This is a genomic window from Serratia symbiotica (Periphyllus acericola), from assembly GCF_964019515.1.
Lineage (GTDB): Bacteria > Pseudomonadota > Gammaproteobacteria > Enterobacterales > Enterobacteriaceae > Serratia > Serratia symbiotica_D.
In genome coordinates this window covers 102,435-122,252 of record NZ_OZ026452.1, presented here as the reverse complement: position 1 = coordinate 122,252, position 19,818 = coordinate 102,435, and the positions used below count along the sequence as shown (strand labels likewise).

Annotated in this window: 16 protein-coding genes and 6 pseudogenes; 11 read left to right on the top strand and 11 right to left on the bottom strand. The window is 51.7% G+C overall.

Going from position 1 to position 19,818, the window contains the following annotated elements; genetic code table 11:
• Positions 1 to 62: 62 nt before the first annotated feature.
• Positions 63 to 1,424, bottom strand: a complete 1,362-nt coding sequence (gene sbcB / locus AACL06_RS00650) for an exodeoxyribonuclease I (protein ID WP_425336947.1) — start codon at positions 1,422 to 1,424, stop codon at positions 63 to 65.
• 541 nt (positions 1,425 to 1,965) lie between these two features.
• Between sbcB and proP the strand changes: the two genes are divergently transcribed.
• Positions 1,966 to 3,468 carry a glycine betaine/L-proline transporter ProP gene (gene proP, locus AACL06_RS00645; protein ID WP_339037317.1) on the top strand — a complete coding sequence of 501 codons (1,503 nt, stop codon included), beginning with the start codon at positions 1,966 to 1,968 and terminating at the stop codon, positions 3,466 to 3,468.
• 218 nt (positions 3,469 to 3,686) lie between these two features.
• Here the strand turns inward: proP and AACL06_RS00640 are convergent.
• Positions 3,687 to 3,872 (bottom strand): annotated as a pseudogene (locus AACL06_RS00640) (transposase); the annotation flags it as partial.
• A 55-nt stretch (positions 3,873 to 3,927) separates the two neighbouring features.
• A pseudogene (locus AACL06_RS00635) lies at positions 3,928 to 4,863 on the bottom strand (IS5 family transposase).
• A 685-nt stretch (positions 4,864 to 5,548) separates the two neighbouring features.
• Between AACL06_RS00635 and relA the strand changes: the two are divergent.
• From relA to eno, 4 genes are all read left to right on the top strand, one after another.
• Positions 5,549 to 7,780 carry a GTP diphosphokinase gene (gene relA, locus AACL06_RS00630; protein ID WP_339038433.1) on the top strand — a complete coding sequence of 744 codons (2,232 nt, stop codon included), beginning with the start codon at positions 5,549 to 5,551 and terminating at the stop codon, positions 7,778 to 7,780.
• Between the two features lie 119 nt (positions 7,781 to 7,899).
• Positions 7,900 to 8,631 carry a nucleoside triphosphate pyrophosphohydrolase gene (mazG, locus tag AACL06_RS00625; protein ID WP_339037315.1) on the top strand — a complete coding sequence of 244 codons (732 nt, stop codon included), beginning with the start codon at positions 7,900 to 7,902 and terminating at the stop codon, positions 8,629 to 8,631.
• 536 nt (positions 8,632 to 9,167) lie between these two features.
• On the top strand, positions 9,168 to 10,805 hold the full coding sequence (gene pyrG / locus AACL06_RS00620; protein ID WP_339037313.1) for a glutamine hydrolyzing CTP synthase: 1,638 nt from the start codon (positions 9,168 to 9,170) through the stop codon (positions 10,803 to 10,805).
• A gap of 81 nt (positions 10,806 to 10,886) precedes the next feature.
• Positions 10,887 to 12,167 (top strand): phosphopyruvate hydratase, encoded by a 1,281-nt coding sequence (gene eno / locus AACL06_RS00615; protein WP_339037311.1) that lies wholly within the window; start codon positions 10,887 to 10,889, stop codon positions 12,165 to 12,167.
• 226 nt (positions 12,168 to 12,393) lie between these two features.
• On the opposite strand, the pseudogene AACL06_RS00610 reads toward eno, so the two are convergent.
• Together AACL06_RS00610 and AACL06_RS00605 are read right to left on the bottom strand one after the other, a co-directional pair.
• Positions 12,394 to 13,296 (bottom strand): annotated as a pseudogene (locus AACL06_RS00610) (IS5 family transposase).
• Positions 13,229 to 13,390, bottom strand: a complete 162-nt coding sequence (locus AACL06_RS00605) for a hypothetical protein (RefSeq protein WP_339037309.1) — start codon at positions 13,388 to 13,390, stop codon at positions 13,229 to 13,231. Before AACL06_RS00605 ends, AACL06_RS00610 begins: the two are co-directional and overlap by 68 nt.
• A 113-nt stretch (positions 13,391 to 13,503) precedes the next feature.
• On the opposite strand from AACL06_RS00605, the gene queD reads away from it, so the two are divergent.
• The gene (queD, locus tag AACL06_RS00600) at positions 13,504 to 13,863 is read left to right on the top strand and encodes a 6-carboxytetrahydropterin synthase QueD (protein WP_339037307.1); all 360 of its coding nucleotides are present in this window, start codon (positions 13,504 to 13,506) and stop codon (positions 13,861 to 13,863) included.
• A gap of 96 nt (positions 13,864 to 13,959) precedes the next feature.
• Here the strand turns inward: queD and AACL06_RS00595 are convergent.
• The 4 genes and pseudogenes from AACL06_RS00595 to AACL06_RS00580 all read right to left on the bottom strand — a co-directional run.
• Positions 13,960 to 14,177 (bottom strand): annotated as a pseudogene (locus tag AACL06_RS00595) (integrase core domain-containing protein); the annotation flags it as partial.
• 185 nt (positions 14,178 to 14,362) lie between these two features.
• Positions 14,363 to 14,647, bottom strand: a complete 285-nt coding sequence (locus AACL06_RS00590) for a hypothetical protein (RefSeq protein ID WP_339037305.1) — start codon at positions 14,645 to 14,647, stop codon at positions 14,363 to 14,365.
• A 220-nt stretch (positions 14,648 to 14,867) separates the two neighbouring features.
• A complete protein-coding gene (locus AACL06_RS00585; protein ID WP_339037303.1) occupies positions 14,868 to 15,029 on the bottom strand; it encodes a hypothetical protein in 162 nt (53 codons plus the stop codon).
• A pseudogene (locus AACL06_RS00580) lies at positions 15,013 to 15,644 on the bottom strand (transposase). The gene AACL06_RS00585 and the pseudogene AACL06_RS00580 overlap by 17 nt, the downstream one beginning before the upstream one ends.
• Before the next feature lie 162 nt (positions 15,645 to 15,806).
• On the opposite strand from AACL06_RS00580, the gene AACL06_RS10455 reads away from it, so the two are divergent.
• From AACL06_RS10455 to AACL06_RS10435, 5 genes are read left to right on the top strand one after another with little or no spacing between them, the layout of a single operon-like run.
• Complete coding sequence (locus AACL06_RS10455) at positions 15,807 to 15,971, top strand: hypothetical protein (RefSeq protein WP_425336918.1); 165 nt, start codon at positions 15,807 to 15,809, stop codon at positions 15,969 to 15,971.
• 54 nt (positions 15,972 to 16,025) lie between these two features.
• Positions 16,026 to 16,685, top strand: coding sequence for a cation:proton antiporter (locus tag AACL06_RS10450; RefSeq protein ID WP_425336917.1), 660 nt, complete (start codon positions 16,026 to 16,028; stop codon positions 16,683 to 16,685).
• A complete protein-coding gene (locus AACL06_RS10445) occupies positions 16,660 to 16,818 on the top strand; it encodes an NAD-binding protein (protein WP_425336916.1) in 159 nt (52 codons plus the stop codon). Before AACL06_RS10450 ends, AACL06_RS10445 begins: the two co-directional genes overlap by 26 nt.
• Entirely contained in the window at positions 16,818 to 16,958 is a 141-nt protein-coding gene (locus AACL06_RS10440) for a hypothetical protein (protein ID WP_425336915.1), read from the top strand. Before AACL06_RS10445 ends, AACL06_RS10440 begins: the two co-directional genes overlap by 1 nt.
• On the top strand, positions 16,959 to 17,090 hold the full coding sequence (locus AACL06_RS10435) for a hypothetical protein (RefSeq protein ID WP_425336914.1): 132 nt from the start codon (positions 16,959 to 16,961) through the stop codon (positions 17,088 to 17,090).
• A 481-nt stretch (positions 17,091 to 17,571) separates the two neighbouring features.
• Here AACL06_RS10435 and hemH read toward each other — a convergent pair whose 3' ends face one another.
• Together hemH and AACL06_RS00565 are read right to left on the bottom strand one after the other, a co-directional pair.
• On the bottom strand, positions 17,572 to 18,534 hold the full coding sequence (hemH, locus tag AACL06_RS00570) for a ferrochelatase (RefSeq protein WP_339037301.1): 963 nt from the start codon (positions 18,532 to 18,534) through the stop codon (positions 17,572 to 17,574).
• A 146-nt stretch (positions 18,535 to 18,680) separates the two neighbouring features.
• Positions 18,681 to 19,810: pseudogene (locus AACL06_RS00565) on the bottom strand (glycerate kinase).
• Positions 19,811 to 19,818 lie beyond the last annotated feature (8 nt).

The window sequence follows — 19,818 nt, the reverse complement described above, 5'->3', positions numbered from 1 at the left end:
AAGCTGAAGGGTTCAGTGCAACATTGAACCCCTTACAACAATAAAAGCCGCGTTTACGCTGGTTAACCTGCCAACTCTCGGCCATAGTCAAACAGTGCATGTAGCAGCGCGATTTTCTCTTTATCACCCTCGTACTGGTTATACAGTGCTTCCAGTTGCAGTAGGTATTTTTGCACTCGTCCCGCGCTCAGCACTTCTTGACGGTATTGTAGCCAGCTTTGTTGTTCGGCGTTGTCCAGCGTATTGGGGTAGTTGCGTGCACGGAAGTTGAACAGCAGCTCTTTCATACGGCCATCGCTGAAGGCCAGATCCAGCGCTGACAGATCCTGCGGCTTAGTCTGTTGGATTATCTTCATCGCCGCTTTGTCGGCATCACTGAAAAAGCCATCGTAAAGCCGAGCATCAACATCGTCGGAGCCCTTGTAAGGTTCGGCTTCAGCAAACAGCGCTACCACTTTTTCCCGCACTTGCGGATGTTGGCGCAGCAGTTGCAGGTTTTGTCGGCAGGTTCGGCGATCAATGCCCAATCGTTCTGCGTTCTCCGGCAGCAGCGTTTTGGCCAGTGCCAGCACAGGGCACTTGTTAATGTGCACCAGCTTGAGCGGTATCGGCGTCTGGTCAACCGTCATCGCATCGCGGCGAGTATACAGCCGTTCGCGCAACTGATCGGCGTTTAGCGTTAGCAGTGACGTCAGGTCACCAGCCAGATCGCACATGATCACCGCGTTCTTGTTGACTGGGTGCCAGGCCAGCGGCGCCACCCAACTGGTATTGCCACGCGCTGCGCCGAACATGCCGGAAACGTGCACCAAGGGCGTCATTTCAGCGATATCGATCAGGGTATTCAGTTTTTGTTTGTTACGGTATTGCAGCAAAAAATCTAACAGGCGTGGCTGTGCTTGCTTCACCTGCTTAGCCATGGCGATGGTGGCGTAAACGTCCGACATGGCATCGTGAGCCTGAGTGTGTTCGATACCATTGGCGCGGGTGAGATGTTCCAGGCGGAAGCTGGGGAATCCGTCTTCGTTTTCTGGCCAAACGATGCCATCTGGGCGTAGTGCATAGCAAGCGCGCATCACATCCAGCAAATCCCAGCGAGAATTGCCGTTTTGCCAACTGTAGGCATAAGGATCGTAGAAACTGCGGTAGAAAATATTGCGGCTGACTTCGTCATCGAAACGGATATTGTTGTATCCCAGAATGCAAGTACCCGGCATGCTGAAAGCCTGATGGATTTGCCGGGCGAAATCGGCCTCATTGACACCTTTGGAACGCGCCTGCTGTGGCGTGATGCCAGTGATCATTACCGCTTCAGGCTCTGGCAGGTAGTCATCGGCTGGAGCGCAGTAAATCACCAGTGGCTCTTCGATGATATTAAAATCCATATCGGTACGCACGCCAGCAAATTGCGCCGGGCGATCCATTGATGGGCTTTTGCCGAAGGTTTCGTAATCGTGGATGTAAAAAGTATTCTGTCTACGGTTATCTATCACTGTCTATTATTGCCTGAGTTTGTGATCTAACATGCCATTTTAAAGGGGTTTTTATGTATTTTTACTGCCTGTTCTGTCCATAATTGTAATCGACAGTATTTTCTTGTTTACCTTTGTCCATGGGCTATTGTGTACAGTTTTTGGCTTTGTTGAATAAATCAGATTTGGAATAAAGAGTCCCCTGAATGGGCATCTTACCGTCAATCTATTTCCATGCAAATTTATAAGAAAAAAGGCCAAATTTGATCGCCGCAAGATATAACGTTAAGCTATAAATGTAAAAAAATTAGTCCCCTAAATAGCGTGATATCGCTTAAAGCTGGCTTGCATTTACGGTTCATATTTCATGAAGATAGTGGAGGCTGGCCACCTGGAACAGCAATATGTTTAGCCAAACTAATGGTTCAACATAAACAAATGGATGGGGATTGCGAATTCACGAACAACTAATGTTTCATTAAGGGAAGATAATATGAAGTTAAGAAAAAAACGTCATAAGCCGATGCACATTAATGACATAACTATCATCGACGACAGTAAGCTGAAGAAGGCGATTACCGCCGCCGCATTGGGCAATGCGATGGAGTGGTTCGACTTCGGCGTATACGGCTTCGTAGCCTATGCTCTTGGACAAGTCTTCTTTCCCGGCGCATCTCCTGGCATACAGATCATTGCTGCGCTGGCGACCTTCTCGGTGCCTTTCTTAGTCCGTCCACTCGGCGGTATCTTCTTTGGTGCCATGGGCGATAAATTTGGCCGTCAGAAAGTGCTGTCCACCACCATTATCATTATGGCTGTGAGCACCTTCTGCATCGGACTGATCCCGTCTTATGCCGCTATCGGCATCTGGGCACCAATCCTGCTGTTGCTGGCCAAGCTTGCTCAGGGTTTCTCCGTCGGCGGAGAATACTCCGGGGCGGCGATCTTCGTGGCAGAATATTCACCCGATCGCAAACGTGGATTTATGGGTAGTTGGCTTGATTTCGGCTCTATCGCCGGTTTCGTGCTGGGTGCCGGCGTCGTGGTGCTGATTTCTAGCATCGTTGGCGAAGCCCACTTCCTCGACTGGGGCTGGCGTATTCCGTTTTTCATAGCGGCACCGCTGGGCATTATTGGTCTCTACTTGCGCCATGCACTGGAAGAAACCCCTGCTTTCCAGCAACATGTTGACAAGATGGAGAAAGATGATCGCAACGCTATCGAAAATCCGCCGAGGATCTCGTTCACAGAAATTGCAGCCAAACATTGGAAAAGTCTGCTGGTGTGCGTAGGTATCGTGATTTCCACCAATGTGACCTATTACATGTTGCTGACCTATATGCCAAGCTATCTTTCGCATAATCTGAACTACTCGGAAGATCATGGAATATTGATCATCATTGCCATCATGATTGGCATGCTGTTCGTGCAACCAGTGATCGGCCTGACCAGCGATCGCATTGGCCGTAAGCCATTTATTATCGGGGGCAGCATTGGTGTGGTAGCGTTGTCTATTCCGTGCTTTATTTTGATTAACAGCAGCGTGATTGGCTTAATTTTTGTCGGTTTATTGGTGCTGGCGGTGCTGCTGAACTGCTTTACAGGCGTGATGGCATCCATATTGCCAGCAATGTTCCCAACGAATATTCGCTACAGCGCGCTGGCAATTTCCTTCAACATTTCAATCTTGGTTGCTGGCGCTACCCCAACGGCGGTAGCCTGGCTAGTAGAATCCACTGGCAACCTCTACATGCCGGCCTACTATTTGATGGTAGTGGCAGTGATCGGCCTGATTACCGGTCTATTTATGAAAGAAACTGCCAACAAACCGCTACGCGGTGCCCCCCCAGCCGCCTCTGATCGCACGGAAGCCAAAGAACTGCTCCAGGAAACCTATGACAACATCGAACAAAAGGTCGAGGACATCAATGCGCAAATTGCCGATTTAGAAAATAAAAAACAGACGTTAGTCGATCAGCACCCTAAACTGGACTAACGCGCTCTGACATTCAAAATCCAATGCCAGCCAGTTAATTAAGGTAACTGGCATCCCCGTAATACCCCCTAACCGCCCGTGTTTGGGTTTCAAACCATGTACGGCCATGCATGGAGCCATTGGTGTATTGGTATCGCTGATTGGTTTCAATCCACGTGCCCGCGTGGGGCACGACCTAATCGGTAAGTAATCCTCGGATATAAATACCCGGTTTCAATTTCACCGGCAGCTAATGCCGCGAGACTGCCTTCCTGGTACTGCTTTTTCCACTTGAACAGCAGACTGGGCTGAATGCCATACAGGCGGGCCACATGGGATACCGACATTCCCGGCTCTATCGACTGCTGAATAATGGCGATCTTTTCCTGAGGCGTTTTACGCCGACGGGCTTCTTGCCCTAACAGTGGCTTTGTTGAATAAATCGGATTTGGAATAAAGAGTCCCGTGAATGGGCATCTTTCAGGCAAGGCGTACACTTTCTGGCATACCGGCGAGCGGCATCTTGTTTAATGCACAGATTATGGCCAGCGCCTCTGCAACTTGCCCATCATAATCTCGCAGCGACAGGTGACCACCAAATAGCTGTTTTACTCTGTACCTCGCTGTTGCCGCTATCGAACGTCGGTGGTAGCCTGTGATACTTTTCCACCGTGTGTTGTCTCCGGTAACGCGCTGGTGCACCACCGCTTGATTTCGCTCTGCATAGTCTGCCGACCAATAACGGGCTCCGCTGCTGGGCGGTATTAACGCCTTGAGCTTCTTGCCCCTTAACTCATCATCACACACTCGCGTATCCTAAGCCCGATCCGCCGAGGCGACTTTGATTTTACGGTACCTCTGGCGGATGAGACCTGGGAAGGCTGCGGTATCGGTGACATTGCTCAAGGAAAGGTCAGCACAGATGACCTCATGTGTTTCTGTATCTACGGCCAAATGCAGTTTTCGCCAGATCCGCCGTTTTTCCTGACCGTGTTTTTTTACCATCCACTCGCCTTCACCCAACACGTTGAGCCCGCTAGAGTCGATAACGAGGTGCGCAATTTCACCCGGCGTTGGGGTTTTAAACGGGACATGGCCGGACTTCGCCCGCTTACTGATGCAGGTGTCGTCCGGGCAATTCAACGGCACTTTGATCAGTGTGACACTGGAGTCGATGAAGCCCTGGAGGGTGCGAAGTGTCAGGCCGAAAATCCGTTTCAGCATCAATACGCTGGTGATTGCCATATCGGAATAATGTGGTGGGCGAACACGCAGAGAAGGTTTTGCCTCGCAGTACCAGGCGTGAAGTGCCGTTTCATCCCCCCAGCAAGTGAGTAAACCCCGAGTGGTAAGGGCGTTGTTGTAAGCCTTCCAGTTGGCGATGTTGAACTTTTGCTGGGCACGGAATGTCGCTATTTTGACAGAAGGAGAGTGATCGGATCCGCGTGCCGGCCAAATGTTCGATTTATTCAACAACGCCAAGGCAGGGTGCAAACGGGTAGAAATCTAGTTGGCCCCAAATAAGCCCCCATAGCCCGTAGTGGGCAGAAGCGTACTGGTAACGCGCATGTAAGGTGTTGCCACGCTGGTAGTGAATGGGCAATATAATGTGCATAAGAATATCCTTAAGAAGAAAATATCTCGTTTTCAATGAAAACTGGGAGGCAGACGTTGAGCGACAAGATGGATGGCGTATAGAGTCGATCAGGCGTTGCTGGAACCTACCCGGGCCAGGACGCTTGGAAGGATGTCACAGATTATGATCACTGGGTGTGATGTATCCCACACCACGAAGGCTAGCGACTGGTTACCGGTTAGTGTCTGGCATGCATGAGGGTGCTGTATACCCGTGATACTTCACGTTGCTTGTCGTTAGCTTTCTTTGCTTACCCCTGTTACTGACTGGTTAAGCGCCTGGGGATTAATCAACCTCATCCCTGAAGTTAAGCCAGCGGCCCAGCGCAAGAGTGCTTCAAATTGGTTCTCGACCAATTTGTCGCTACGTTTCCGCCTTCCAGCAACTAGAATTATTTAGGGTATAAATGTTTCCGCATAAGGGGCATCTTGGTCAATGGCGCTGCAAAGTAGAGAGGGGTTGGTTATGGTTGCGGTAAGGAGTGCACATCTGAATACGGCGGTTGAATTCGCTTTTGATGAGTGGATCGCCAGTTTGGGGCTAACTGGCCCAAAATCATGTGAGCGATTAGCCACAACCTGGCGTTATTGTGAACAGCAGACCCAAAACTACCCTAATGCGCCGCTGTTGTTGTGGCGTGGGCTTGAAATGGTAGAAATTCTCTCCACCCTGAGCATGGATAATGACAGTATGCGCGCCGCGATGCTGTTCCCATTGGCGGATGTCGGCATCGTGCAGGAAGAGACCCTGACCGAAACGTTCGGCAAGGAGATTACCTATCTGGTACATGGTGTGCGCGATATGGATGCTATCCGTCAACTGAAAGCCACCCAAAATGGTTCGATGGCCTACGAGCAGGTCGACAATATGCGTCGTATGTTGTTGGCGATGGTGGAGGATTTTCGCTGTGTGGTGATCAAGCTGGCGGAGTGCATCGTCCACCTGCGTGAGGTAAAGGACGCGCCCGAAGATGAGCGCGTGTTGGCCGCCAAGGAGTGTTCCAATATCTATGCACCGCTGGCCAACCGCCTGGGCATCGGGCAAATCAAATGGGAATTGGAGGATTTGTGCTTCCGCTATCTGCACCCGGACGAATACAAGCGTATCGCCAATCTGTTGCATGAGCGCCGCATTGATCGTGAACAATTTATCAACGATTTCGTTGCGTCGTTACACGGTGCCATGGCTGATGAGAACATCAAAGCTGAGATCTATGGACGCCCGAAACACATCTACAGCATCTGGCGTAAGATGCAGAAAAAACATCTTTCCTTTAACGAACTGTTTGATGTTCGGGCGGTGCGTGTGGTGGTCGAGCGTTTGCAGGACTGTTATGCCGCGTTAGGGATTGTGCATACCCACTTCAGTCATCTACCGAACGAATTTGACGATTACGTTGCCAACCCGAAGCCCAATGGCTATCAGTCGATCCATACGGTGGTGCTTGGCCCGCGTGGTAAAATGCTGGAAATCCAGATCCGTACCCGCCAGATGCACGAAAACGCCGAGCTAGGCGTGGCCGCGCACTGGAAATATAAAGAGGGCGCCGGGGCGACGATGCGTTCCGGTTACGAGGAGCGCATCACCTGGTTGCGTAAATTGATCACCTGGCAGGAAGAGATGGCGGACTCCGGCGAGATGCTCGATGAAGTGCGTAGCCAAGTGTTTGATGACCGAGTGTATGTCTTTACCCCGAAAGGTGATGTCGTGGATCTGCCGGCGTGGTCGACGCCGCTCGACTTCGCCTACCATATCCACAGTGATGTGGGGCACAGTTGCATTGGTGCCAAGGTTGGTGGCCGCATCGTGCCTTTTACTTATCAGTTACGGATGGGTGATCAAATTGAGATCATCACCCAAAAACGGCCCAACCCGAGCCGCGATTGGTTGAACCCTAACCTGGGCTACGTGACCACCAGCCGTGGGCGTTCGAAGATCCACCACTGGTTTCGCAAACAAGATCGTGACAAGAATATTCTCGCCGGGCGCCAAATGTTGGATAACGAGTTAGCGCACCTGGGCATCAACCTGAAAGAGGCTGAAAAATTGCTGATCCCGCGCTATAACATGCACTCGTTGGATGAGGTATTGGCGGCGATCGGTGGCGGCGACATTCGCCTTAATCAGATGGCGAACTTCCTGCAAAGCAAGTTCAATAAGCTGAGCGCCAAAGAACAAGATCGCGAAGCGCTGCGTCACCTGGTGCAACATAAAGCGCCGCCGCAAACTCGCTGTAAAGACAACGGCCGTGTGGTGGTGGAAGGGGTGGGTAACCTCATGCATTACATTGCTCGCTGCTGCCAGCCGATCCCCGGCGACCCTATCGTCGGCTTTATCACCCAGGGGCGTGGCATCTCAATTCACCGTGCCGATTGTGACCAGTTGATTGAACTACAGTCACATGAACCGGAGCGTATCGTCGATGCTGTATGGGGGGAAAGCTATTCCAGCGGGTATGCGTTGGTCGTGCGCGTGATGGCGAATGATCGCAGTGGGTTGTTGCGTGACATCACCACCATTTTAGCCAACGAGAAGGTCAATGTGTTGGGTGTCGCTAGCCGCAGCGACACCAAAAAGCAACTGGCTACTATTGATATGGATATCGAAATCTACAACCAGTTGGTACTGAGCCGGGTGTTGGCGAAGCTTAATCAACTACCGGACGTGATCGACGCTAAACGTTTGCATGGCGACTAAGTCACCTGTGCCTTTCGAATCGTATCGTTTTGGCTACCGGCGCCTGGATGTGATTGGCAATAAACTGTGCGGGTACAGAAATGAGTGCCCATCCTTTTTTTATTCTCAGAGATTTTCCTATGACTTTATCTCCCCCGCTATCTCCCCTGCTGCAACGCCTGCTGAAGATCATGACAACGCTGCGCCACCCGCAGGCGGGTTGCTCATGGGATAGCCAGCAGACCTTCGCTACCCTTGCACCCTATACACTGGAAGAGACCTACGAAGTACTGGACGCCATTGAGCGTCAGGACTACGCCGACCTGCGTGACGAGTTTTACGCCCAGATAGAGCAGGAACAAGGGTTGTTCAATTTTGATGAAGTGTGCAACGCAATCAGCGATAAACTGGAGCGCCGTCATCCGCACATTTTTGGTGCCGACAGCGAGCACGTGGCGGCGCGTTGGGAGCAACTGAAAGCCGAATACCGTGCCAAGAAGGCACGGTATTCGGCTTTGGACGATATCCCACAGGCGCTGCCAGCGCTGATGAAAGCGCACAAAATCCAAAAGCGCTGCGCTGGTGTCGGCTTTGACTGGAACACCTTAGCTCCTGTGCTGGACAATGTGTATGAAGAGATCGATGAGGTGATGCATGAAGCTCGCCAGGCGGTAGTTTATGAGCAAAAACTGGAGGAAGAGAGTGGCGATCTACTCTTCGCCACGGTCAACTTAGCGCGCCACCTCGGCCATAAGGCTGAAAACGCCTTACAGGTGGCGAATCGCAAGTTCGAACGGCGTTTCCGCCAGGTGGAAGAGATCACCAGACAGCAAGGGCTACGCCTGGAAGATGCTACGCAAGAGCAAATGTAAGCGTTTTGGCAACAGGTTAAACGCCAAGAAAACTGATCCACAGGCGCGGTACCCGATGTTGATAGGTGACAAGGCCCATTCAAGTTGAAATGGTTAAGAACCTATCCCGTAAGGCTATTTTATTTGTCATTTTGGCCCTGGGCCGTGCTCACCCTCCTTACGGACTCCCTGTAAGCTGCTGTTGTTGCGCTGTACTGGTCCAAACTGTTTGCAACAAGGTACACCCACTGGGATAGGCACTAAACTTCAAACCTATCACGTTTAAACCAGGCTTGGCAGCAGGAAATCCAACAAACTAAAACAGAAGGTGTTTTATCGTGACAGCTAGACTGTAAAATAAGATTTTTTCTGTTAACTGGCTGTTTTATGAATAGTTATAGTGGTTTTTAAGAATAAAAATCCCGATGAAGACCGGAGGGGGCAGAGATGATGGGCAGTAAAACGATCGTTTGTAGGCCGAATGAGGTTCGGGTATACTGTTTTCCCGTCCTGGTTCGTTCTTGCATCGTCTTTAAACCTAAACTCTCAGGTTCAGCATGACAACTAATTATATTTTTGTGACCGGCGGGGTTATGTCCTCTCTGGGTAAAGGCATTGCCGCAGCCTCCCTGGCGGCTATTCTTGAAGCCCGTTGCCTCAACGTTACCATCATGAAACTGGACCCGTATATCAACGTAGATCCGGGTACTATGAGTCCGATTCAGCACGGTGAAGTTTTTGTCACTGAAGATGGTGCAGAAACCGATCTGGATTTGGGTCACTACGAGCGCTTCATCCGCACTAAAATGTCGAGCCGCAACAACTTCACCACTGGCCGTATCTACTCCGACGTTCTGCGTAAAGAACGCCGTGGCGATTACCTGGGTGCCACCGTGCAAGTTATCCCTCATATAACCAACGCGATCAAAGAGCGCATTCTGGAAGGCGGCGAAGGCCATGATATTGTGTTGGTGGAAGTCGGCGGTACTGTTGGCGATATCGAATCACTGCCGTTTCTCGAAGCCATCCGCCAGATGGCGGTGGAAGTCGGCCGTGAGCACACCCTTTACATGCATCTGACGCTGGTTCCTTATATGGCAGCGGCAGGTGAAGTGAAAACCAAACCCACCCAGCATTCCGTAAAAGAGCTGCTTTCAATTGGTATCCAGCCAGATGTGCTAATTTGCCGTTCTGATCGCATAGTTCCTGCTAACGAACGCGCGAAAATCGCACTTTTCTGCAACGTGCCGGAGAAGGCGGTTATTTCCCTTAAAGATGTTGATTCCATCTATAAAATTCCAGGTCTATTGAAATCTCAAGGGTTAGATGATTATATCTGCAAACGATTCAGCCTGAATATGCCGGAAGCAAACCTGGCAGAATGGGAACAGGTGATCTACGAAGAAGCCAATCCGGGCGGCGAAGTGACCATTGGCATGGTAGGAAAATATGTCGAACTGCCAGATGCCTATAAGTCGGTGATTGAAGCATTAAAGCATGGCGGGTTGAAAAAACGTCTGACCGTGAACATCAAGCTGATCGACTCGCAGGATGTGGAAACCCGTGGCATAGAAGTGCTAAAAGGGCTGGATGCGATCCTGCTCCCTGGCGGTTTCGGTTATCGCGGCGTGGAAGGCATGATCATGGCCGCGCGCTATGCGCGTGAGAACGCGATCCCTTACCTGGGCATTTGTCTGGGGATGCAGGTAGCTTTGATGGAGTTCGCCCGTAATGTGACGGGTATGGAGAACGCTAGCTCAACCGAGTTTGCCCCAGATTGTAAATACCCGGTGGTTGCGTTGATCACCGAATGGCGTGATGAAGACGGTAACATAGAAGTGCGCACCGAAGAAAGCGATTTGGGGGGAACGATGCGTGTCGGTAGCCAGCAATGCCACCTGGACGAAAACAGTCTGGTGCGCCAATTGTACGGTGAACCGACCATTGTTGAACGCCATCGTCACCGCTACGAAGTTAACAACATGCTGTTGAAGCAGATCGAAGCTGCAGGGCTACGCGTAGCCGGTCTTTCTGCCGACAACAAACTGGTTGAGATCATTGAACTGCCGAATCACCCGTGGTTTGTGGCCTGCCAGTTCCACCCGGAATTTACTTCAACACCGCGTGAAGGGCATCCGCTCTTCGTGGGCTTTGTGAAAGCCGCTGGTGAGCATCAGAAGCGCCAGATGAAATAACCTATCTGTAGGCAGCTGCACGGTGAAAAGCGCTTGCTGCTTATATTGAGTTTTAGTTTAACTTGTACTGAGGAAACCCTAATGTCAAAAGTTGTTAAAATCATCGGTCGTGAAATCATCGACTCCCGTGGTAACCCGACTGTTGAAGCCGAAGTGCATCTTGAAGGCGGCTTCGTCGGTCTGGCTGCGTCACCCTCAGGGGCTTCTACCGGTTCCCGTGAAGCCTTGGAACTGCGTGACGGTGACAAAGCTCGTTTCTTGGGTAAAGGTGTCTTGAAAGCCGTTGCCGCAGTAAACGGCCCGATCGCTCAGGCTGTACGGGGTAAAGATGCGAAAGATCAGGCGAACATTGACAGGATCATGATCGAGCTGGACGGCACCGAGAACAAATCCCAATTTGGCACTAACGCCATTCTGGCGGTTTCCCTGGCTGTGGCGAAGGCTGCCGCTGCCTCAAAAGGCATGGCGCTGTACGAACATATCGCCGAGCTAAACGGCACCCCAGGCAAATTTTCCATGCCACTGCCGATGATGAACATCATCAACGGCGGCAAGCATGCGGACAATAACGTCGATATTCAGGAATTCATGATCCAGCCAATTGGCGCGAAAACCCTTAAAGAAGCGGTGCGCATCGGATCTGAAGTGTTCCATCACCTAGCGAAAGTACTGAAAGCCAAAGGCATGAACACCTCAGTGGGCGATGAAGGCGGCTACGCGCCAAATCTCGGTTCTAACGCTGAAGCACTGGCAGTTATCGCTGAAGCGGTAAAAGCGGCGGGTTATGAGCTAGGCAAAGATGTGACCTTGGCGATGGACTGTGCGGCTTCCGAGTTTTACAAAGACGGTAAATACATGCTGGCTGGTGAAGGCAACAAAGCTTTCACTTCTGAAGAGTTCACCCACTTCCTAGAAGACTTGACTAAACAGTACCCCATCGTGTCGATCGAAGATGGCCTGGATGAATCTGATTGGGATGGTTTTGCCTATCAGACCAAAGTGCTAGGCGACAAAATCCAGTTAGTAGGTGACGACCTGTTTGTGACCAACACCAAGATCCTTAAAGAAGGTATCAAAAAAGGTATCGCTAACTCCATTCTGATCAAATTCAACCAAATCGGTTCTCTGACCGAAACTTTGGCCGCTAACAAGATGGCAAAAGAGGCTGGCTATACTACGGTGATCTCTCACCGTTCCGGTGAGACAGAAGATGCCACCATCGCCGACCTGGCGGTAGGTACTGCGGCGGGCCAGATCAAAACCGGCTCAATGAGTCGTTCTGATCGCGTTGCCAAATATAATCAGTTGATTCGTATAGAAGAAACGCTGGGTGACCGCGCGCCGTTCAACGGCCTGAAATAAGTCAGAAGTCAAAGGTCAGTGATGACAGCCTGATTGGCGGCTAAATTTAACGCCCGCTGCGGCGTAATGCCAGTCACTTAGAGCCTATCCCAGTGCAACCAGTTTGGATACGGACAGCGTGCAATACCCAAAGCGTACAGGGAGTACCTGAAGATGGTGAGCACTGCCCAGGGGCTTTGTTAAATAAATCGGATTTGGAATAAAGAGTCACGTGAATGGGCATCTTTCAGGCAAGGCGTACACTTTCTGGCATACCGGCGAGCGTCATCTTGTTTAATGCACAGATCATGGCCAGCGCCTCTGCAACTTGCCCATCATAATCTCGCAGCGACAGGTGACCACCAAATAGCTGTTTTACTCTATACCTCGCTGTTGCCGCTATCGAACGTCGGTGGTAGCCTGTGATACTTTTCCACCGTGTGTTGTCTCCGGTAACGCGCTGGTGCACCACCGCTTGATTTCGCTCTGCATAGTCTGCCGACCAATAACGGGCTCCGCTGCTGGGCGGTATTAACGCCTTGAGCTTCTTGCCCCTTAACTCATCATCACACACTCGCGTATCCTAAGCCCAATCCGCCGAGGCGACTTTGATTTTACGGTACCTCTGGCGGATGAGACCTGGGAAGGCTTCGGTATCGGTGACATTGCTCAAGGAAAGGTCAGCACAGATGACCTCATGTGTTTCTGTATCTACGGCAAAATCCAGTTTTCGCCAGATCCGCCGTTTTTCCTGACCATGTTTTTTTGCCATCCACTCCCCTTCACCCAACACGTTGAGCCCGCTAGAGTCGATAACGAGGTGCGCAATTTCACCCGGCGTTGGGGTTTTAAACGGGACATGGCCGGACTTCGCCCGCTTACTGATGCAGGTGTCGTCCGGGCAATTCAACGGCACTTTGATCAGTGTGACAATGGAGTCGACGAAGCCCTGGAGGGCGCGAAGTGTCAGGCCGAAAATCTGTTTCAGCATCAATACGCTGGTAATTGCCATATCGGAATAATGTTGTCGGCGACCACGCAGAGAAGGTTTTGCCTCGCAGTACCAGGCGTGAAGTGCCGTTTCATCCACCGAGAAAGTGAGTAAACCCCGAGTGATAAGGGCGTTGTTGTAAGCCTTCCAGTTGGTGATGTTGAACTTTTGCTGGGCCACGGAATGTCGCTATTTTGACAGAAGGAGAGTGATCTGATCCTCGTGCCAGCCAAATGTTCGATTTATTCAACAACGCCTGGTACCACATAAAAAAATGTTAGCCGGTTAGAGCAAAGCGGTATAAATGGCAAGCAGATGCACTTTCCGGTACTATGCTGAGTTTTTTGAGTCAATGAGGCCGTAATAATGGCAAACACGCTGTTTAAAGATTTTCAATTTGAAGCCGCACACCGTCTGTCGCATGTGCCGGAGGGCCACAAATGTGCTCGCCTGCATGGGCATTCATTTATGGTGCGTTTAGAAGTGACCGGTGAAGTGAACCATCATACCGGTTGGGTGATGGATTTTGCCGAGCTTAAGGCCGTGTTCACACCAATTTGGAAACGTTTGGATCACCATTACCTTAATGATATCCCAGGATTGGAAAACCCAACCAGCGAAGTGCTCGCCGCCTGGATCTGGCAACAGCTCAAACCCCAGTTGCCGGAACTGACGGCGGTGAGGGTGAAAGAAACCTGTACCGCAGGATGCGTCTATAAGGGTTGAGATACTCTTTATCTTTCATGCTGCCACGTTGTTGGCGGTGCGCAAATTTGTCGATCATTTGTCGATCATCTGTGGGCCTACTCCCTTGGATTGCCCCTATATTTCCTTACATCTTTTATCACTTAACCGATTATGGGGCCGACGCCGCAGATATTCCCGTGGCGAACGGTATCCCAGTGCACTGTGCGGATGCCATTCATTGTAGTGTTCGAACGCCATAGCAAGGTTCCATATCGCCGTTAGCCCGTTAGGTTTTGGCATTATACTGATGTAGTCAGCTTCATTGTTTTGACAAAGCTTTCTGCCATTCCGTTACCAAGTATGAACGTATTCAAAGGCCGACACTTCACCTGCAATATCATCCTTTGGGCGGGTACGCTGGTAACTGGATATTTGAAATTTAAGACCATTCAATAATACCGAAGGCCGGTTCAGCACGAACTTTGCCACAGTGCCAGCCAAAATGCCGTTGGCACGCTTTCATTCAGTTTTTCTGCGACTACCGTTTGTTATATCTGTGGCAAAACTGATGCAAAACCGTATTAAGATCCCGACCTTCAGCTGCTGGTGACAACATTGCCAACGGAATACTCAGCCGCAATGTGATATCACTATCAGTTTGTTCATGCAGCGATAACGGAATATCCCGCTCAACACACCATTTTTGCAATGGATGCTCTGGCAACAGGTCATTACCAAACAGTTTTTTATTTTCAGTCTCAATACATTGAATAGCAGCGGTAAATTGTGGTTGTAGCGATTCCAGCCCATTGACCACTAACACCGCTGATGCACCAGTAAACGCCTGAGCGTCGATCCAACTGCTTACCAGTACATGGAACTCACCGCAATCATCCGGTAATAGGTTGATTCATTGGTATAACAGACACAGCCTGCCTAATGATAAATCGGCTTTAATCGCCGTCTTGCCACGCAAATCTTGCGCTTTCAGCATATGCATATGAGGCTGTTCTAGGTGCTGCAGGTAATCAACCGCCCCGGGTTTATTGGAGACTAAATTCTGAGTGAAAGGAGACCCGAAATGACATCAAAATCAACAAACCGTTATCCACCAGAGTTGCATGAACGTACAGTGGCTTTGTTGAATAAATCGGATTTGGAATAAAGAGTCCCCTGAATAGGCATCTTTCAGGTAACGCGTACACTTTCTGGCATACCGGCTAGCGTCATCTTATTTAGTGCACAGATCATTGTCATCGTATCTGCAACTTGCGCATCATAATCTCGCAACGACAGTTGACCACCAAATAGCTATTTTACTCTGTACCTCGCTGTTTCCGCTATCGAACGTCGGTGGTAGCCTGTCATACTTTTCCACCATGTGTTGTCTCCGGTAAAGAGCTGGTTCGCCACCGCTTGATTTCGGTCTGCATAGTCTGCCGACCAATAACGGTAACGAGGTGCGCAATTTCACCTGGCGTTGGTGTTTTAAACGGGACATGGCCGGACTTCGCCCGCTTACTGATGCAGGTGTCGTCCGGGCAGTTCAACGGCACTTTGATCAGTGTGACAATGGAGTCGACAAAGCCCTGGATGGCGCGAAGTGTCAGGCCTAAAATCCGTTTCAGCATCAATACGCTGGTGATTGCCATATCGGAATAATGTGGTGGGCGACCACGCAGAGAAGGTTTTGCCTCGCAGTACCAGGCGTGAAGTGCCGTTTCATCCCCCCAGAAAATGAGTGAACCCCGAGTAATAAGAGCCTTGTTGTAAGCCTTCCAATCGGTGTGATCCTGTTGATGTTCGGTGTGGGTCTGCATTTTTCACTTAAAGACCTCCTCGTTGTAAAATCTATCGCCATCCCCGGTGCCATGGCATAGATTGCGGTTGCAACGCTGCTAGGCATCGGTCTGTCTACGCTGCTTGGTTAGGATTTACTCTCCAGCCTGGTACTCGGTCTCTGCCTGTCCACCGCCAGCACCGTGGTGTTATTGCGCGCACTGGAAGAACGGCAGTTAATAGACAGCCAGCACGGGCAACTTGCCATTGGCTGGTTGATCGTCGGGGACTTAGCAATGGTGCTAACGTTGATACTGTTGCCAGCTTTTGGCAACATGATGGATAACGGCAACCCCCACAGCAATTAACTGCTGATCGAACTGGCGATCACCATTGGCAAAGTCATCGCTTTTATTGCCTTGATGATCGTGGTCGGTCTCCGTCTAGTGCCTTGGATATTGTCAAAAACCGCCAGCACCGTTCGCGTGAGCTACTCACCCTGGCAGTACTTGTCACTGGCGCTTGGCATTGCCTACGGTTCGGTGAAGCTGTTCGATGTTTCCTTTGCGTTAGGTGCTTTTTTCGCTGGCATGGTATTGAACGAATCGGAGCTGAGCCATCGTGCGGCCCACGATACGCTGCCGCTGCATGATGCATTCGCAGTGCTGTTCTTCGTCTCGGTCGGCATGCTGTTTGACCCGATGATCCTGTTCAACGAGCCGTTGGCCGTATTGGCAACGCTGGCGATCATTGTGTTCAGCAAATCTGCCGCCGCATTCCTAATGGTGAGGCTGTTCGGCCACTCCAAATGCACTGCACTAACTATCTCCACCAGCCTGGCACAGATCGGTGAGTTCGCTTTTATCCTGGCCGGTCTAGGCATTACGCTGGGGATGATGTCGGAGCATGGGCGCAACTTGGTTCTGGACGGTGCTATCCTGTCGATTATGCTCAACCCGCTGTTGTTCACTCTGCTGGAGCACTATCTGGCCAAAACCGAGTTCATAGAAGAACAGAGCCTGGAAGAAGAGAAACAAATCCCGGTCGAGATCGCTGGTGGTCGGCTATGGCCGCGTCAGTAGCCTGCTAGGCAGCAAACTGGCCGAGGCAGGCATTCCGCTGGTCGTGGTTGAAAACTCGCGCCCGCGCGTTGAGGCGCTGCGTGAACAGGGCATCAAGGCGGTATATGGCAATGCTGCCCCAATCCTGAGGTGATGGATCTGGCACGCTTCGACTGCGCTCTCTGGCTGCTGCTAACCATCACGAATGGCTATGAGGCTGGAGAGATCTTCGCCTCGGCACGTCATAGACGGCCAAACATTGAGATTATCACCCGTGCACATTACGACGATTAAGTGGCTTATATTTTTGATCGCGGTGACAATCAGGTGGTGATGGGCGAGCGGGAGATCGCCAACAGCATGCTCAAAATCCTCAGATTGGATAGGCTGAGCGAAGAAGAGAAAGTGGGCAATTGCCCGATCTAGGTCATCTAACGTGGCGGCGTCGCAGACCCAAAAGCCGATAATCAAGGCGGAAGGTGCAGGTACCCCTATGTGACACGCTGTTTATTAGGCCACCCAACCTCATCACATGCGCCTTGCTGCACGCTCAAACAACCACCAACGGCACTCATGGGCCATTGCCAGGCACGGCCTAATCGATATTGATGATAAGTAAGATCCGCCTTGCGGGATCTTTTACTTTTAGTACAACCCAGCGCGATAAATGATCATTGGGCCGTTAGCAGCCAGAAATTAAAATATTAGCGTATTCCTGCCTGATGTAGTGATAGACCCAACACCTGACGTAATGATGACTAAGAATCTATCCCATAAAGGCTATTTTATTTGCCATTTTGGCCCTGGGCAGTGACCACAACCATCACATACGCCATGTATGCTGCGAGGATTGCGCGCTGTTCTCATCCAAACAGACTGCAACAATGTACACCAACTGGTATAGGCTTTAAGTACACTCCATCACCAATTGCTGAATCATATCAATATGTGCCGGTTCGTCATTCAGTGCAGAAATATACTCAAACTTCTCGCCGCCAGCCTTGAGGAATATCTCACGGTTTTGCTCTTTGATCTCCTCCAACGTTTCCAAACAGTCCGCCGAGAAACCGGGGCAGATCAATTGAATATGTTTCACGCCCTGCGCCGGAAGGCTTTGCAGCGTTTCGTCAGTATATGGCGTCAGCCACGGCTCACAACCAAAGCGTGATTGGTAGGTCATCATCACCCGTTCCGGCGATAACGGCAGCGTGGCAGTCAGCGCACGCTGCGTATCTTCACAGCTCTGCGGGTAATCATCCCCCAGACGTGCATAGCGCTTGGGGATACCGTGGAACGAAAGTATCAGGCGATCCGGCTGACCATGTTCAGCCAATGAGTGTTCAACGCTTTGCTGTAGCGCAAAGATATAGGCTGGGTGTGTGGCGTAATCGCGGATAAACCTGATCGATGGTAAACAGCAATAGCCCTTAAGGACGCGCGCCACACCGTCCCATACCGCTGCACTGGTCGAGCAGGAGTATTGCGGGTATAGCGGCAGCACCACCAGGTTAGTTATGTCTTGAGCCAGCAGCTTACTGATCGCTTCCGCCAAGCTTGGCGAACCATAGCTCATGCCCAACTCGACGGGAATATTCGGTATACGCTCGGCCAGCGCCCGCTGTTGACGACGGCTGTAGACCAATAGCGGAGAACCTTCTTCCATCCAGATTGACTGATACAACTTGGCGACGCGCGGCGATCGCCACGGTAAGATCGCGCCGTTAAGGATAACCCACCAAAGCAACGGTGAGGTGTTAACTACGCGGCCATCACTGAGGAATTCTTTTAGGTAACATTTTACCGCCGATGAGGTTGGCGCATCTGGCGTCCCCAGGTTTACCAGCAATACGCCGTGTTTCTCTTGCTTCATCTCAGTTCCCCTCGTTACCTTTCCGGCCGGCATCCCGTTCTGGGTCGGGATGTCAGCAGCCACTAATGCGATCTATTGTAACGGAAAAGCTCTTCGTCGGAACCGATATCAGCAACAGGCACCGTCCATAACGACGCTATTCGGCCTCACATCTCTTCGCCAGCCGCCACGTTGCGCGCCGTGACCTCCAGATTGTGCGCCGCACCCGCCAGCACTTCCTCCAGCGTGACGATGCGATCGAGCACCGAAAATGCGGCGTCGATGCCGTGCAGATGCACTACCGGATAATACGGTGCCAGGCTGCCGGCGATGCCGATCACCGGTAGGCCTTGGCGCTTGGCCACCCGCGCCACGCCGATCGGCGTTTTGCGGTGGATCGACTGGCTGTCCAGCCGACCTTCGCCGGTGATCACCAGATCGGCACCGCGCACCGCCTCTTCCAGCCGCAGGGTTTCAATCACGATCTCAATGCCCGGCCGCAGCCGGGCTTTGAGCATGCTGAACAACGCCGCGCCCATTCCCCCGGCCGCCCCGGTGCCCGGATGGCGGACGATCTCACGGCCGGTAACCTGCTCCATCAGTTCGCCGTAGTGGCGCAGCGCCGCATAGAGCTGTACCACCATCTGCGGCGTGGTGCCCTTCTGCGGGCCCGAATACCGCCGATGCGCCCTTCTCGCCGCACAGTGGATTATCAACGTCGCAGGCGGCGGTGATGCTCAACTGCCGCAGGCGGGGATCCAGCCCGGCCAGATAGATATGCGCCAATTGCGCCAGCGCCGCGCCACCCGGGGGCAGAGGCTGACGCTGAGCGGGCACCCAGCGCCTGCATCATGCCGGCACCGCCGTCGTTGGTTGCGCTGCCGCCGATGCCGAGAACCATCGCCTTCACCCCGCGCGCTAGCGCCGCCAGCATCAGTTCACCGGTGCCGTAGCTGGTGGTGACGCGCGGGTCACGCTGGCCATTATGCACCAGATGCAGGCCGGAAGCGGCGGCCATTTCAATAACCGCGGTTTCGCCATCGCCCAGCAGGCCGTAAAACGCCTGTACCGGCCGCCCCAGCGGCCCGGTCACCTCGAGTTCGATAATTACGCTGCCGGTGGCCGTCACCATCGATTCCACCGTGCCCTCGCCGCCATTAGCCATCGGCAGCTTGATATACCGCACCTGCGGAAAGATTTGGCTGAAGCCGCACTCAATCGCATTAGCAACCTCCAGCGCGCTCAGGCTCTCCTTGAAAGAATCCGGTGCTATGACCACTTTCTTCAACGTTTTTATTACTCTTT

Coding starts and splice junctions, on each gene's coding strand:
- queD (WP_339037307.1), top strand. CDS start 13,504: ATGGCAAACACGCTGTTTAAAGATTTTCAATTTGAAGCCGCACACCGT.
- sbcB (WP_425336947.1), bottom strand. CDS start 1,424: ATGGATCGCCCGGCGCAATTTGCTGGCGTGCGTACCGATATGGATTTT.
- relA (WP_339038433.1), top strand. CDS start 5,549: ATGGTTGCGGTAAGGAGTGCACATCTGAATACGGCGGTTGAATTCGCT.
- pyrG (WP_339037313.1), top strand. CDS start 9,168: ATGACAACTAATTATATTTTTGTGACCGGCGGGGTTATGTCCTCTCTG.
- AACL06_RS10440 (WP_425336915.1), top strand. CDS start 16,818: ATGGATCTGGCACGCTTCGACTGCGCTCTCTGGCTGCTGCTAACCATC.
- hemH (WP_339037301.1), bottom strand. CDS start 18,534: ATGAAGCAAGAGAAACACGGCGTATTGCTGGTAAACCTGGGGACGCCA.
- AACL06_RS10450 (WP_425336917.1), top strand. CDS start 16,026: ATGATCGTGGTCGGTCTCCGTCTAGTGCCTTGGATATTGTCAAAAACC.
- proP (WP_339037317.1), top strand. CDS start 1,966: ATGAAGTTAAGAAAAAAACGTCATAAGCCGATGCACATTAATGACATA.
- eno (WP_339037311.1), top strand. CDS start 10,887: ATGTCAAAAGTTGTTAAAATCATCGGTCGTGAAATCATCGACTCCCGT.
- mazG (WP_339037315.1), top strand. CDS start 7,900: ATGACTTTATCTCCCCCGCTATCTCCCCTGCTGCAACGCCTGCTGAAG.